This is a genomic window from Modicisalibacter sp. MOD 31.J (genome assembly GCF_020147985.1).
Classification (GTDB): domain Bacteria; phylum Pseudomonadota; class Gammaproteobacteria; order Pseudomonadales; family Halomonadaceae; genus Modicisalibacter; species Modicisalibacter coralii.
Window position 1 is genome coordinate 458,035 of the sequence record NZ_JAGXFF010000003.1, and the last position, 15,621, is coordinate 473,655.

The following is a 15,621-nucleotide window of genomic DNA, read 5'->3' on the forward strand; positions in this document are numbered from 1 at the left end:
CCATCCACGGGGGCGGGTATGTTATGTGAGTTGCGTTCCTTTCAGGATTCTCAGCGACATGCGGCGGCGATCGCTGGCTGGCAGCAGGTCTACGACCAGCTCGGCGCCGGCCGCCCTTCCAGTGAACTCCTGCAGGTCTCGGGGGAGCGCTTCCAGGTCTTCCACGAGGTGCTCGACAAGCGGGTGGTGCAGCACGGCCAGTCGCCCCGCAAGCGTTTCTGCATGGCGTTCTCCACTGCCAGGACCCCGGTCATCCAGGGCTGCAAGGTCGTTTCGAACAGCGTGCTGCTGCTGCGCGACGGCGAGGAGTTCATGCTGCACGCACCGGAAGGCCTGGCGTTTCTGGCACTGTGCGTCGACCTCGAGCGCTTCAGTCGCCTGGCGGAGGTCGAGCTGGGGACCGAGCGCTTCGCCCGGTTCGCCGCGATGCCCGGGATGGATGTCCCGATGCGGCTGCTGAAAGCGATCAGCGTGCGGCTCTTTCGCGATCTCGACGGCCTGGTCGCGCGGGGCAGCCACGACGACCCGGTGCTCGAAAAACGTATCGAAGACACCCTGATGGCGGTACTGCTCGATCTCTTCCTGCAGGCCAATGGCGAGAAACGCCGCAACGAACTCGCCGTGAGCACCTATCTGGTCAAGCGCAGCCAGGAACTGGCCCTGGCCGATCCGCAACGACCGCTCAGCGTACTGGACCTGTGCGAGCAGCTGCACGTCAGCCGCAAGACGTTGCAGAACAGCTTCCAGCGGGTGGTGAGCATGCGTCCGGTGGAGTTCCTGCGCAGCATCCGGCTCAATGCCGTGCGCCGCCAGTTGATGGCGTCGTCCGCCGACGAGAGTTCGGTGGGCGATGTGGCCTACGCGATGGGCTTCCGCCATCTCAGCCACTTCTCGGCGAGCTATTACACGCTGTTCGGCGAATACCCCTCCGAAACACCGCGCAGCGACTGACGGCGGGCGATGCGTCGACCCCGCGGCCTCACCGCGGAAGAGTCGGCCAGCAAGGGCAGCGCGAGCGCCAGACGCTTTCTCCAAAAGGGCGATATGCTAGACTATTCAACTATTTTATCGTCTTGGAGCGCTCACGCATGGTCGACAAGGAAGAACTGGCCTCTCCCTTCTTTCCGCTCTCCGACGACTACCGCGCCCGGGATTTTCCGCTCTACTGGGTGGCGCGACTGAATGCCAAGTACAGCGCCGAGGTGGACGCGCTGCTCAAGCCCCTCGGGCTGAGTTCCTCCAAGTGGCGCGTGCTGATGATCCTCCACGAGCAGGGCCGCCTGAGCATGTCGGACATCGCCACCCATGTCGTGGCCAAGCTCTCCACGGTCACCAAGATCGTCTACAAGATGCAGGAAACCGGCCTGCTCGAGACGGCACCCTCGCCGCAGGACGGCCGGGTCACGGAAGTGGCGTTGACCGAGGATGGCGAGGCCAAGCTGGCGGAGGCCCGGGGTCTCACCGGGCGCATCGTCGAAAAGGCCTTCGACGGCCTGGAGAAAGACGAGATCGTCTACGTCAACCAGTGCCTGAGCAAGATGTTCCGCAACCTGAACGCCATCTGAGGCCGGTGTTGCCCTCGGCACGGCATAAACCATCGGTGTAAGGGGGCTGAAGCCGGGAAATCGATCAAGAAGTGACCGATCCTCGCTATATCCAGCGGGAAGCGCTGACCTGCTCACTCAGCAGACCAACTTAGCGGCGTGGCCGCAGTCCAAGATCTGGAGCGACTGCGTGAGGTCCTACGCCCGAAGAATCCAGCTGCAGCCGAAAAGCTGCCAAGCCGATCATCCAAGGCATCCAGGAGCTTGGAACATTTCCCCATATCGGTCGTCCGACCGATGATCTACCCGAGGAATACCGCGGCTGCTGATCGATTTTGGTAATAGCGGTTACATCTTGCGGTACCGTCTTGATGGAGACACGGTGGTGGTACTGGCCATCCGTCACCAGAGTGAAGCGGCTTCTGACCGAGAGTGAGCCGTTCTAGTTGGAGTTGGGAATGGCGGATACCACCGCTATGCCAGAGTCTGCGCGGAGCCTGGCTCCTACAAAGAAGCCAGCGGCACCTCGGCATCGACGACCCGGGAAAACCGTGTGAACGTCTCGTCGACCGTCTGCTTGATCCGCTCGACCTGCTCGGGACCGTAGTGATCGGCACGGTAGCTCATCATCACGCGGACATCGTTCTCGCCCTCGACCACCTCTTCCAGCACCTCGAACTGCAACCCCAGCAGGGATTCGTCCTTTTCCGGATCGATCTGGCGGAACTCGAGGCGCTTGCCGTCCCGCAGCGTGAAGGCGCCGTTCAGCTTGTTCTTCGCATGCAGCTGGATGAAGACCTCGAACATGCGATTCCGTCCGCGTTCCGTCACGGTAGCCAACGCTTCCTCGACCAGGTCGATGGGGATGTCGGCACGAGGCATGGATTCGTTGATGGTGTACTTCACCTGCTCGATCAAGCCAGCCAGGGTCATGGTGTCGGGAAAGCCGATGCGATGCGCCACCACCGTGGTGAAATAGCCGATGGTGTCGAAGAAGTCCGCATCGGTCCGGCCCGACGCCGAGGTGCCGATGACGATCTCGTCCAAGGCCCCCAGGCGCTGGATCGAAGCGGCAATCGCCGCATAGACCACGTTGAACAGCGAGGCGCCGTTGCGCTTGGCCAAACCGTAGAGGCCAGCGGCGACGTCGCGTTCCAGCTTGAATTCCACCCAGCCCCCCGCGCTGGACGCCGGTTCGTTCTCCGCCCTTGTGGCTGCCGTGTCCGCCAACAGCGGCCGGCCCGGCGGGGCGCCGCGCAACCTCTCCGTCCAGTAATCGAGATGTGCCTGGTTTACCCCGGCAGCGTGCTGCCTTAACGCGAATTCGTGGAACGGCAGGGGCTGATGTCTCCACGCTGGCTGGTTGCCCGCCACCCGATCGCGGTAGGCCTGCTCCAGTTCTTCCATCATGAGATTGACCGACCACTCGTCCAGCACGATGTGATGGAAGAGCAGCGAGACGATCTGCTCGCCCGTTTCTTGATCGATCATGAAACGAATGCGCAGGGGGAGCTCACGGGCCAGGTCGAAGCGATGCGATGCCTCGTCCTTCAGTGACATTCCGCGGGTTTCGTGGGAATACCCGAACCACTCGTAGCGCGACACCGCATCGAATGGCACAACCTCCTGCCAGACCTGCCCACCATGCTGGTGAAACAGGGTACGCAACCCGGGGTGGCGCTCCAGCAGATCGAGAAACGCCTGCTTGAAGGCCGCTTCGTCCACGCAATCCAGGAAGCGGAGCGCAAAGGGTATGTTGAAGATCTGGTTGAACCCGAAGGCCTCGTAGACCTTCCACAGCGACTGCTGCGCTAGTGAGAGCGGCACCCGATGCACCTCCCTCCGGACGGCCTCCCCGCCCTGCTCTTGCTCTTCGGTACGCGACAAGTGCCGTGCATGCTCGGCCAAGGCCGCTGCCGTGGGGTGACTGAACAGGTCGTTGAGGTGAACTTCGATGCCGTGCTCGCTCAACAGCCGTCCGATGATGCGCGTCGCGATCAGCGAATGCCCCCCGTGATCGAAGAAGTCGTCATCGGCAGTCATCTCCGGGGAATCCAACGCCTGGCGAAACGCCTCTAGCAGCAGATCGAGAATTTGATTGCCCTTCGTTGTCGTGTCTCGTTCTGCCTCCTGGCGTGCCACCACGGCATCCGGTTCGGTCTCTCGTCGCTCCAGCCCCGCGAATGCCTCACCGAATCCCCCGGGTGCCACGCCTTCCCCCTGCACGAAACTGGCCAACCGTTGGAGCCACGCCGCGGATGCGGTCATATCGATGACCCGATGCACGATCAGGCCGAGAATCGACGCCTCCGGCGTCAGCAGTAGGCAACAGCGCAGCGGGGCTTCCTCGGCGAGATCCCAGGGGCTCTCCTGCAAGCGCACCAACGCCTCCATGGCCTCCCGCGACGACTCGACGCTCATGCAGGTCAGGCTCGGCCCGTCTGCTTCCCCCTCGATACTCAGCCGGCGCAACACACCGTCTTCGCCGAAACGATATCGGACGTTGAGTTCGGGATCCCTCAGCACCTCCTGTACGCCAGCGTTCAATGGGGCGACGTCGGGCCGCCCCATGAGCCGATAGGTCAGGGCATGGGCGTGTACCGCCTCCGGATACTGCTGTTGGAGCAGCCACATGCGCTGCTCGTGCTCACCAGCCGGCCGGCCACGTTCTCGCGACCCCGTCGCATCGAGCGACTCATCAACGTAGTCCATCGCTTCCACTCCTCGTCCTCCGGCCGACGAACGGCCGGTCGATTCCACATTCACGCCGGCCGCACCACCAAACGGTGCACCGGTTCACAGGCGCACCATCGATGTCGTCAGGGCGCCTGTCGCCACGGCCCGAGACAGGAAAGCCGGCAATTCACGCCGATGACGGTCGAACGCCTCCGGGGCGACCGCTGCGGGGTCAGCATCGACGCTGAGGCGCAACGACGAACCGTCACTGCACCCGCGATAGGTAAGATCGAAGCCATCCCCCGGGCCGCTGGCGAGAATCTGCCGCGTGACACGACAGCCCTCGAAGGTCGGCGAATCGAAAGGCAGCACGTTGATCAGCGGCGAGAACAGGAACCGGGTGCCCTTGGCCAGCCCTCTGTCGGCGGCGATCTGCTCGATGCGATACCGTCCGTGGCGACGCTGCTGACGCAGGACGCGTGCCACTCTTTTCAAGAAGTCTCCCAGGGGCTCTCCGCTCACGGCGGTCAGGTGAAGCGGCAGGATGTTCACCGCCAGCGAGGGAATATGAGCGGCGACGCTCCCCCAGCGGCTCATGAAGGGGAGCCACACCGGCAACGAGCCCCTCTCGCCCGTCGCCATCGAGTCCTGCAGGAGGTAGGCCCCCGACAGCATGACCAGGAGATCCGGCCAGCCGATGCCAGTCGTGTCCGACAGCTCTCTCAAGCGCTGTGCAAACTCGCCGGGGAGCGCCACCTCGGCATGCCGTTCCTCTACCGTGTCGGCTTCGGCCCCCTTGCGCAGCACCGGAAGCGTGGGGTTGGCATCGAGATAGGCGTGCCAGTAGCGCCGGTCTTCGTCGAACCGCCGGCTGCGGCGATAGGCCGTCTCCTCGTCGAGTAAATTGGCGAACGGGCGCAGTGGCTCTCCGGCCTCCCCGGCCCCCAGCAGATGGGCGTACAGCTGTGCGCAGCGTCGCTCGAGCAGCACCATGCCGTAACCGTCGAGGATGATGTGATGCCCGCGGCTGTACCAGAGATAGCGGCGCTCGCCCACACGCAACAGCCACTGTACGGATAACGGCTGCCGCATCAGGTCGAGCCGTGACTCGATATCTTCCCGCATGAGCCGGCGCGCGGCCTGCAGCGGAGCCGGCTGTCCGCGGAGGTCGCGCAGCTCCAGCAGGGGTGCCTGCACCGTGTCGAAGCGCTGCAGCGGTTCGCTCCCACCCGGCTGCTCGCGAAAGCGCACCGACAGAATGTCGGCCTCATGAACCGTCCGAGTGATGGCCTCGACCAGCGCCGGCTGATCGACCGCACCCTCGATATCGAGGCAGTGCGCGACCGTGGATAACGACTGGTCCGGGTGTAACGCGTACTCCTCCCAGAAATCCAGCTGTGCCAGCGTGAGCGGCATCCATCCCCGGCTTTCACATGAGCGCCTTTCCTGGCTCATTGGCTCCCTCCTCACCCGTCGACGGATAAACCTTGGGCCGACGGCGCCGCCGAGGCATCGTCAACCGAACGTGGCAGCAAACGTTGCAACAATCGAGCGACCTCTTCCGCCGTCCGGCAACGCATCAGCGCCTCGATCGGCGGACGCACACCGAACGTCTCGTCCAGACGGGATGCGATCGCCTGCAAGTGCGAAGGCAACAGCCCCATGGCCAGGAAATTCGAGCGCTCGTGGCAACTTTCCTGACCGGTCCTGCCGATGATTTCACGGTAGATGGCCAGCACCCGGCCGGCGGGCGAAAGGGCGGCGCGCCGGTCGGGTGGGGACGCGTCGACGGCCGTCGTCAGGATGCGTCTCGCCTCCTGCCGATCCGGCTTGCCGTTGCCTGATAAAGGCAAGGCGGCAACGCGCAAATAGCGGCCCGGAAGGTGGGACTCGGGCAGATGGTGCCGCGCAAAGCGCCTCAGCTCGGACACGGAAATCTCGTCGTCGCCTGCGGCGACGTACAGGGCCCCCAGGGCCGTCTCGCCCGATTGCGCCACGTAGTCCACGACCAGCACCTGCCGCACACCGGGATGTTCGGACAGCTCGCTCTCGATGTCCGGCAGCGACACGCGAACCCCGCGCACCTTCACGTAGCCGCTGACCCGCCCGGCGAAGAGCAGCGTGCCATCCCAGCGATAGCGGCCCAGGTCGCCGGTTCTGAACGCCCGGACCGGCTGGCCGCGCTCGTCGGACAACGTGACGAAATCGCTCTGCTGGAGTTCGCCGTCCTTCAGGTAGCCGAGCGCCAGATTGATCCCGGCGGTGTAGATCCTGCCCACGACCGACGGGGGACAGTGCATCTGCGCCTCGTTGCAGACGAAATAGCGATTGCCCGGTAGCGGTCGGCCGTAAGGAATGACGTCCACGTCGTCCCGGGCGATCTCGTGCCAGATGCTCCAGATGGTGGTTTCGGTGGGCCCGCCCAGCGAGTACAGCCTGACATTCGGTAGCAGCCGGCGCAGCGTCGCGATGGTAGTCGGCTTGATGTAGTCGCCGCCCTGCGCGATCAGTCGCAGCGAGCGCAGCGAATCGTTCCTTTGACAGGCCAGCAGCATCTCGAGGATCGCCGGCACCGAGCACCACACGCTGACGCCGTGCTCGCGCACGAGACGGTTCCAGTGAATGGCGTCCTTCTCCTCTTCGGCGGTAGGCAGCACCAAGGTTGCCCCCGCACTCAGCGAGCCGAAGACATCGAACACGGACATGTCATGCTGCAGCGGCGTTGCCGAGAGGAACACGTCCTCGGCCCCGACCCGCCAGGCCGTCTGAGTGTGGCCGATGACGTTGGCAGTCGCCCGGTTCGAAAGCACCACGCACTTCGGTTTTCCGGTGGTGCCGGACGTGTAGAGGTAATAGGCCGGGGCATCGGCGCTGCTGCGTTCGGTCAGGATCTCGAAGCCCGGTCGCTGGGCCGGAGCCGCCTCGAGCAGTTGCTCAGGCGTCGTCGCCCTGAAGCCCTCGACTGGCCCCGAGGCCACCACCAGGTCGGGGCGGCAGTTCGCCAGCAGAAAGCGTCTGCGCTCATCGGGCGCACCAGGCTCTACCGGTACCCAGATCACGCCCTGCATGGCGCAGGCGAGGGTCAACATCAGGTGTTCGGGCCCGCGTGGCAGACAGATCGCCACCACGTCGCCCTCGCCCAGCCCGTGCTTCTGCAATCCCGACATGACCCGCAACACGGCAACCCCGAGCTCACTATAGGTGATGCGCCGGTCGCCGTGGATCAGTGCCGCCTTGCCGCCATCGCTGCCGAACAGGCGCTGAGCGGTACGCGCCAGAAAGTGCGAGCACTCGCCGCCCCCTTCTGCGCCATGCCAATGGCACGGGGCAGGGTCGAGACAGTCGCCCTCCGTCAACACCAGCTCTCCGCGACGAATGGCGGCCCTGATCGCACGCTCGATCGCCTCGAGCACGTCGCGCACCAGCTCGGTGTCCAGCGCCTGTTCCGCGTGATCGATGCTCAACACGAGGTTGTGCTGCTCATCCAGCGTCAGGCGGACGTCCATCGCCGTCTGGGGCGTCTGGGTCAGACCGCCATGGCACCGCACCAGGGCGTCCGGCGCCAGCGTCTCCCATGACAGGCCGTTGGTGACGGCCACCGGCAGGGCCACGCCGCTTGCATTGCGGCGGAGCAGTAGCCGGTTGATGTCAACGCCGGAGAAAGCCAGGTGCTCGAGCGCCTGCAACACGTCGGCCTGGACCTGTCGTGCGCGCTCGAGCAGCGTGCCTGTCTTGGCATCGTAGCGCAGGGCAATGAAGGTCGAATCGTTCTCCAGACGCCCGTCACGTGCCGGCAACGCCACCGGCACTGCAACACACGGTTCGGCGTCGCTCGTCCAGCGTGCCAGGACGTCGAGCACGATGGCAGTCAGCACGCTGTTGCGTAGCAGAGAATATGACGCCCCCAGCCGGGAGAGGCTGGCCAGGTCGTCGCGGGACAGAGTCAGGCTCTCGCGTCGATAGCGGGACACGCCGAGAGTATCCAGCGGCCGCTTCCAGGGCAGTTGTGGTGGGCCGGTAACGCTTTGCAGCGTCTCCGTCCAGTAGGCTGCGGCTTCGTCCCTCGGGCGCGGCGGCATGGCAGGAGACGCAGTGAGGTAGGCCCCGCCGCTCCCGCCGAGGAGAGTGGACTCCTGAGACTCGAACAGGCTTGCCATCAGGTGGGCGATCGCCCGGCCGTCCACGATCAAGGCATCGAAGCGAACGAAGATCACGCAGCTGTCTGCCGTCGGATCTTCCGTCTCGGGCAGACGAAACAGCAGCAGATGCCAGGGCGGACGCGACGGGTCGAATAGGCGATGCGCATAGTCGCCGCGCATGGCCGCGATGCGCTCCCACGCTTCGCCACGCGGGATCTCGCGCAGGTCCAGCTCATCCAGATGGAGCACGGCCTCTTCCGCGACGTGCTGCGTCAGCGACTCAACGTCGACCCAGGTCCTCAGGGCATCGTGGTGGCGCACCAGTTGGGCCAATCGCCAGCGAAGTAGTGCGGGATCGAGACGCCCTCGATACTCCCGAAACTCCTGCATGGCTACACCCCCGAGTGGCAATCGCTCGCTCCTGCCCAGCAGGTAGGCCTGCTGGAGGGGCGTCAGTGGGCGCCCGCCGGTGGGCGTCTCGCGATGAGCTCCAGATCGGTCAACCCCTGTATCGCCCCTGAAAGCGATGGCCTGGCGCATGGCCTCGGGCGAGCGTGCGAGCCGCTTGACCCGTTCCACATAGGCATCGAACGTTGACCTCGCCCAGGGCTCGGGGAGGGTGTCGAGGCGAACGTCCCAGTTTATCAGCAAACCGCCATACGCCGATGCGACCTGCGCATCCAACGCCACCATGGGGCCTTGCGACACGACCCACGCCAGTTTGCCGATGTTGCGGGTCACCCGCTGTGAAAAGAGTTCGCCGCCAGGAACATCCAGGCCGGCGGTGAAGACCACGGGTGAGACCTGCGTGCTGCCATGGTGGCGCGACAGGTCGCGCATGACGCTAACGCCGGAATAGGCGGAGTGCGACAGGAGTCGGGCCATCTCGGCGGCGAGACGCTCGCCGAGCGCTGCCAACGACGTCTTCGGGGTCAGCTCCACGCCCAGGACGAGGAGGTTGGAAAAATCGCCGACCAGCTTCTCCACTCCCTCACAAAGAGGGTAGCGGTAGAACATGGGCAAATTCAGACGAAACCGGCTCGCGTCGGCGGCCGTCCCCAGGACGTCGGCAAAGAGGGCTAGCATGAGTGTGGATAGCGTCAGATTATGACGCCGTGCCGTGGCCTCCAGCGACCGCCGCTCCTCCGTTCCCAACAGCGCCGAAAACCGCTCGCTGCGCGCCGGACCGGTGGCATCACGCCACGGCAGGGGGGGCGCCGGCGGAATGTGCGCCAGGCGCCCATGCCACCATCGCCGGTCGCGCTCCCTTTGCCGCGCAAGCTCGCGGTCGCTCCGCAAGCACGCCAGATAGTCGAGATAGGTAACGGACGGCATGACGAGTCGAGCGTCGGGCGCTTCGTAGCATCGGGCCAGATCCTCCATCAGCACGAGAAAGCTTGCGGGGTCGGCGGCGATCATGTCGACGTCCACGTGCAAGCGCCAGCGCCCTGCGGGCAGTACGCTCACGCTAATGTCGATCACGCGTCCTCGGTCCAGTGACAACCGCTGATGTGACTTGCTCTGGCGCTTGTCCGCCAGAGAAGCTTCCAGCATCGGCGAATCCATATCCCTCATGTCGTCGACCGTTAGGTCGTGCATGTCATCCAACGCCACCACCGACTGATGTCCTCCATCGGTGACCTGCAGGCGCAGCATCGGGTGAGCCACATGGAGTCGCCTGACCGCCTGGCGAAGTCGTCCTATGTCCAGCGGCGCATCGCTGTCGAACTCGGCATACAGATGAGCGGCAACACCCCCCAGCCACACCCTCGACTGCCGACCCACCCAGTAGGCGGCCTGGATCTCGTTCAGTTCAGCCATCGCGATGTACCTCTTGACAACTCCTGCCGAATATACTCCATTAGTCATTAAAGTAAACTATTATCATTTAGATTCTCATCGGGAGGGGTGGCATGGGAAGCTCCGAAGCAAAGGATTCGCTGGAGACTGAAACGATACCCACATCGGAAGAAGACGAACGGCAACTGCTGTTCGCGTCCACGTATCGTGAACTGAAGGCGTTCGCTCCGTTGAAACCACTCACACTGCCGCCCCACGCAGGCGACAAGACGGATAGTGCGTTTCAGCTTGGAATTCGAGAGGCCCTGGCGGAGGCAAGACGGGCGGGGCAAGCCAACCCCATCGTCGTGGGGGCCATCCCCTTCGATGAATACGCACCGTCGTGCTTGTACGTTCCTCACCGTTACGAGTGGCGGGCTCGCGGTGTACCCAAACGTCGAGCAGGTATGGCAAAGGCCCTGCCTCGACTGCTGGATCAGCGCAGCCTTCCCGACGAGCGAGGCTTCAAGAGGGCGGTCGAACAGGCCATCGTCAATTTCGGTTTCGGCGACATTCGCAAGGCGGTCCTGTCGGTGATGCACGAGTTGCATTTCTCCGCGCCACTCGATGTCGATCGGCTACTGGATGGGCTCGGTACGCATAACCCGGAGGGCTACCGTTTTCGGATTCCTTTGATGGATGGTGCCAACCTGATCGGCGTCAGCCCGGAATTGCTGCTGGAAAAGAAAGCCCAGCGGGTCGTGTCGAACCCACTGGCCGGGACGGCCAAGCGTGTGCCCAATCCGGACCTCGACCGGGAAGCGGCCGAACGATTGCTGCAATCGGCCAAGGATCGCTACGAGCACCGCCTGGTGGTCGATGATGTGCTGCGGGCCCTGGAGCCGCAGTGCACCGAGCTGATCGGCCCCGAGCGGCCGTCCTTGCTCGCCACCACGGCGCTTTGGCATCTCTCCACGCGGATCGAAGGGCAACTGCGCGATCCCGACGTCACGGCGCTCCAGCTGGCCTGCCGCCTCCATCCCACGCCTGCCGTATGCGGCTACCCCACCCAGGGCGCTCGCCGCCTGATCGGCCTCATTGAACCCTTCGAGCGGGGCCTGTTCACCGGCATGGTCGGCTGGTGCGACATGGCAGGAAACGGGGAATGGGTGGTGACCATCCGCTGCGGCACCGTGAAACAGAACATCGTCCGGCTGTTTGCCGGTGCCGGCATCGTCGAAGGGTCGCAGCCCGACGCGGAGTGGGCGGAGGTTCAGGCCAAGTTGGGCACCATGCTCCGGGTATGCGGCATCCCCGCCGAGGAGCGCAGCCCGCGTATCGCTAGGGAGATGCCATCATGACGCTGGAACATACGCCCTGGCCCCACGAACTGGCCCAACGCTACCGAGACCATGGCCATTGGCTCGATGAACCCTTGACCCGCGGTCTCGATCATCAGACGCGGCAACGCCCCGATGCGACAGCATTGATCTGCGGCAACCGCCGGTTCAGCTATGCGGAGATCGATGCCCTATCCACCAACCTGGCGACACGCCTGGCCTCCCGTGGCCTGGGGCACGGTGACACGGCCCTGGTCCAGTTGCCCAATGTCGCCGAGTTCTATCTGGTCTTCTTCGCTCTACTCAAACTGGGGGTGGCACCGGTCAACGCCCTACCCAGCCACCGGCAGTTGGAGTTGAGGGGTTATGCACATCAGCTTCAACCTCGCCTGCTGATCGCCACCAGGCAACACGAACTCTTCGCCGGCGATGGTTTCATCGATGAGCTGGCGGACATCTCGCCCCGGCTGTCGCAGGTCCTGTTCCTCGGCGAAGACGACCCCTCGCGCAGCCTGGAGCACTGGCTCGCCTCACCGCCCGATCACTCCGTGCAACTTGCCCCCACTCCGGCCGATCAGATCGCCTTCTTTCAGCTGTCGGGAGGCAGTACCGGTGTGCCCAAGCTGATCCCTCGAACGCACAACGATTACGACTACAGCGTCCGGGCCAGCGCCGATATCTGCCAGCTCGGCCCCCACACCCGGTTTCTGTGCGCCCTGCCGGCGGCGCACAACTTTCCCTTGAGCTCGCCCGGGGCACTGGGCGTCTTCCATGCCGGGGGCTGCGTGGTGATGGCGACGACCCCGGAGCCCCAGTCGTGCTTCCGGTTGATCGAGCGTCACGCCGTGACCATGGCGGCGCTGGTGCCACCCGCAGTGATGCTCTGGATGCAGGCTGCCGAACGCCAGCCGGGCGATTCCCTGCGCTCTCTGCGCTTGCTGCAAGTGGGAGGCGCCTGCTTTGCTGAATCGCTGGCCAGGCGTGTTCCGATCACCCTGGGATGTTCGCTCCAGCAGGTCTTCGGCATGGCCGAGGGGCTAGTGAACTACACCCGTTTGGACGACGACGAGGAGCGACTCTTTGCCACCCAGGGTCGTCCGATCAGTCCCGATGACGAAGTCAAGGTCGTCGATGACCGGGGGCACGAGGTAGCGACTGGCCAAACGGGCATGCTGGCCACACGCGGTCCGTATACCTTCCGCGGCTACTACAGGAGTCCCGAACAGAACGCTCGGGTGTTCGACGCAGGGGGTTTCTATCATTCCGGCGATCTTGTGCAACGCAGCGCCGACGGCTATCTCCGAGTAGTGGGGCGAGTCAAGGACCAGATCAACCGCGGTGGCGAAAAGATCGCCGCCGAGGAGATCGAGAACCTGCTGCTGCTGCACCCGGAAGTGACTCACGCCGCGCTGGTCGCCATGGACGATCCCATGATGGGCGAAAAAAGCTGCGCCTTCCTCGTCGCCCGGAAACGTGACCTTCGCCCTGCCAGCCTGCGACAACACCTGCTAGAGCTCGGCGTAGCCGCTTACAAGCTACCCGATCGCTTCCGCTTCGTCGACGCCATGCCCCTCACCGCCGTCGGCAAGATCGACAAGCGACAGCTGCGCGACCAGCTGGCACCACCCTCTGCTTCATTCACTAATCCCTGCGAGACCCTGTCATGAGCATTCCTTCTCTCGACGAGTATCCCATGCCGTCGCAAGACGCCTTGCCCGATAATCGTGTTGCCTGGCAGGTCAGCCCTGCACGAGCCGCTCTGCTGATTCACGACATGCAACGCTATTTCTTGCGTTTCTATGGGGAAGATAACGCGCTGGTGAAACGCCTCATCGACAACCTCGTGCGTCTGCGACTCTGGTGCAAGGCGCAAGGCATTCCGGTGATCTACACCACCCAGCCCTACGAGCAATCATCCTTCGATCGCGGGCTCCTCAATGACATGTGGGGCCCGGGCCTCACCCAGGCCGATCCAAAGCTCCAGCAGATAGTGGAGTCACTGGCACCCGAACAAGACGACCATGTCCTGGCCAAGTGGCGCTACAGCGCCTTCCAGCGCACAGAGCTGGCCGACCTGCTGACCGAACTTGGCCGCGATCAGCTGTTGATCGGTGGCGTGTATACGCACATTGGCTGTCTGACCACGGCGCTGGAGGCCTTCATGCAGGATATCCAGGCCTTTCTCGTGGCAGATGCTACGGCCGATTTCTCCGAGGCCGAGCATCTGATGGCACTGCGCTATGTGGCCAACCGCTGCGGCAGCGTCACCAGTACGACCGGCCTGATCGACAATCAATCCCTGGGCATCACTCGCCAATGGCTCGAGACGCGGGTACGTCAGCTGATCGACGATGACGATGCGCTGGACCCCGCGGAAAACCTCATCCATTACGGCCTCGATTCGATTCAGGTCATGACGTTGGCCGCGGAACTCAAGAAACGCGGCATCGCTCTGAGCTTCGAAGAGCTGGTGGGCACTCCGACCGTCGATGCTTGGTGGTCCCTCATCGAACGGCAATGCACCGCTACTCGAGAAGCCGTCGAATGACAGCTCGTGCACTGACATATGACGACCTGGCCGGCAAGCGGGTGTTGGTCGCTGGAGCCGCCAGCGGCATCGGCCGCTGCGTGGCCGAGCGCTTCGTGGAACAGGGTGCAGACGTAGTGGGTTTTGACCGCAACGTGGACGGGCGGGAGGTGACGTTTCGTTTGCTGCCCGTGGACATTGGCGAGCATGCGCAGGTGGCAGAGGCATGCGCCCATCTTCAAGACGAGTCACCACATCTCGACGTGTTGGTCAATGCAGCCGGTATCCTGCGCCTTGGCCGCACTGAAGAACTAACCTTGGAAGACTGGCACGCCTGCCTGAACGTCAACGCTACCGGCGCCTTCCATCTGCTACGCCAGTGGCTCCCCCTCTTCAAGCGGCAGCGCCGCGGCGCGGTGATTCACGTTGCCTCCAATGCTGCCCACGTGCCGCGCATCGGCATGGCAGCCTACTGCGCTTCCAAGGCGGCCCTGGCAAGTCTCAGCCACTGCGTGGGTCTGGAGCTGGCACCGTACGGCGTCCGCTGCAATCTCGTCTCTCCGGGCTCCACCGACACGCCGATGCTGCACGACATGTGCCCGACACCGGCCGACCGCCAGCGCTTACTCCAGGGTCAGACCGAGCGATACAAGCTGGGCATCCCCTTAGGCAAGTTGGCCACACCCGACGATATCGCCGATGCCATCGTTTTCCTGGCCTCGGAACGAGCCGGCCACATCACATTGCAGGACCTGGTGATCGATGGCGGCGCCACGCTTGGAGCCTGAGGTGACCATGGTCAACCGACCTATCAGCGACGAAAGCCATCCACACCAGGCGACTCCAGTGATGCACTACCCAGCCATCGCTTCCTCGTGGCACCAACCGCAGAAACGCCTTCCAGAGGATTTCGTACCCTCGGGTTGCCGGCTCGCAGCGGCACACTTCTCTCCGGGGACGGGTCGCCATGACGATACGCACATCCCCCTGCCGGCCATGCTCGAACGAGCCACCCGACGACGTCGGGCAGAGTTCGTCGCCGGGCGTCGCTGCGCCCGTATGGCATTGCTCGGCCTCACGGGGCGTCCCGATTACCCGGCGATTGGCCCAGAGCGTGCGCCGCTCTGGCCGACCGGGGTGGTCGGCACCATCAGCCATTGCCGAGACCAGGCCATCGCACTGGCCGGGCCGATGGAATACTACCGAGGGCTGGGCATCGACCTCGAGCAGCCATTCAGCGCCACGCAGAGCGAGGACCTCGGTCCAATCGTGCTTGCCCGAGGCGAAAGCGCTCCCTGGAATGCCGCACTGCGCCCATTCCTCGTCAGCCTGAGTTTCTCTGCCAAGGAGAGTCTGTTCAAGGCGCTCTTTCCGCTAGTGCAGCGCCGCTTCGACTTCGCCGCCGCGGAGCTGATCGAGTGGGACTTGCAGGGACACGCCGTGTTGAGGCTGCGCATCAGCCTGGGGGGCGAATGGCAACCCGGGCTCCGCTTTCCCGTTCGCCATTGCCGCTTCCAGGGCCTCCTGCTGACGCGGGTCGCCATTTCCGCATCGACAGTTTCTGTTCGAGGGAGCGTCGCATGATAGCCAGCACGCCGGCGAGCGCCCTGCCACCT

Annotated in this window: 11 protein-coding genes; 8 read left to right on the forward strand and 3 right to left on the reverse strand. The window is 64.2% G+C overall.

Features of this window, described 5'->3' with window-relative positions; translation table 11 throughout:
• Positions 1–18 precede the first annotated feature (18 nt).
• From KGR00_RS12740 to KGR00_RS12750, 3 genes are all read left to right on the forward strand, one after another.
• Complete coding sequence (locus tag KGR00_RS12740; RefSeq protein WP_224418390.1) at positions 19–951, forward strand: helix-turn-helix domain-containing protein; 933 nt, start codon at positions 19–21, stop codon at positions 949–951.
• Between the two features lie 137 nt (positions 952–1,088).
• Positions 1,089–1,565, forward strand: a complete 477-nt coding sequence (locus KGR00_RS12745; protein ID WP_129139665.1) for a MarR family transcriptional regulator — start codon at positions 1,089–1,091, stop codon at positions 1,563–1,565.
• Positions 1,566–1,899: 334 nt separating this feature from the next.
• Positions 1,900–1,980 (forward strand): hypothetical protein, encoded by an 81-nt coding sequence (locus KGR00_RS12750; protein WP_239031504.1) that lies wholly within the window; start codon positions 1,900–1,902, stop codon positions 1,978–1,980.
• A 68-nt stretch (positions 1,981–2,048) separates the two neighbouring features.
• Here KGR00_RS12750 and KGR00_RS12755 read toward each other — a convergent pair whose 3' ends face one another.
• From KGR00_RS12755 to KGR00_RS12765, 3 genes are all read right to left on the reverse strand, one after another.
• Positions 2,049–4,256 (reverse strand): condensation domain-containing protein, encoded by a 2,208-nt coding sequence (locus KGR00_RS12755; RefSeq protein WP_224418389.1) that lies wholly within the window; start codon positions 4,254–4,256, stop codon positions 2,049–2,051.
• Positions 4,257–4,340: 84 nt separating this feature from the next.
• Positions 4,341–5,675, reverse strand: coding sequence for a condensation domain-containing protein (locus KGR00_RS12760; protein WP_224418388.1), 1,335 nt, complete (start codon positions 5,673–5,675; stop codon positions 4,341–4,343).
• Between the two features lie 11 nt (positions 5,676–5,686).
• The gene (locus KGR00_RS12765; RefSeq protein ID WP_224418387.1) at positions 5,687–10,180 is read right to left on the reverse strand and encodes an amino acid adenylation domain-containing protein; all 4,494 of its coding nucleotides are present in this window, start codon (positions 10,178–10,180) and stop codon (positions 5,687–5,689) included.
• Between the two features lie 92 nt (positions 10,181–10,272).
• Between KGR00_RS12765 and KGR00_RS12770 the strand changes: the two genes are divergently transcribed.
• Genes KGR00_RS12770 through KGR00_RS12790 form a run of 5 tightly spaced genes read left to right on the forward strand, consistent with a single transcriptional unit; the run spans position 10,273 to position 15,589 of the window.
• The gene (locus KGR00_RS12770) at positions 10,273–11,499 is read left to right on the forward strand and encodes an isochorismate synthase (RefSeq protein ID WP_224418386.1); all 1,227 of its coding nucleotides are present in this window, start codon (positions 10,273–10,275) and stop codon (positions 11,497–11,499) included.
• Positions 11,496–13,145: a (2,3-dihydroxybenzoyl)adenylate synthase gene (locus KGR00_RS12775; RefSeq protein WP_224418385.1), complete on the forward strand. Its 1,650-nt coding sequence runs from the start codon at positions 11,496–11,498 to the stop codon at positions 13,143–13,145. The genes KGR00_RS12770 and KGR00_RS12775 overlap by 4 nt, the downstream gene beginning before the upstream one ends.
• Before the next feature lie 26 nt (positions 13,146–13,171).
• A complete protein-coding gene (locus KGR00_RS12780) occupies positions 13,172–14,026 on the forward strand; it encodes an isochorismatase family protein (RefSeq protein ID WP_275423169.1) in 855 nt (284 codons plus the stop codon).
• Positions 14,023–14,793 (forward strand): 2,3-dihydro-2,3-dihydroxybenzoate dehydrogenase, encoded by a 771-nt coding sequence (gene dhbA / locus KGR00_RS12785; RefSeq protein ID WP_224418383.1) that lies wholly within the window; start codon positions 14,023–14,025, stop codon positions 14,791–14,793. The genes KGR00_RS12780 and dhbA overlap by 4 nt, the downstream gene beginning before the upstream one ends.
• Before the next feature lie 7 nt (positions 14,794–14,800).
• Positions 14,801–15,589, forward strand: coding sequence for a 4'-phosphopantetheinyl transferase superfamily protein (locus KGR00_RS12790; RefSeq protein ID WP_224419835.1), 789 nt, complete (start codon positions 14,801–14,803; stop codon positions 15,587–15,589).
• The last annotated feature ends 32 nt before the right edge of the window (positions 15,590–15,621 follow it).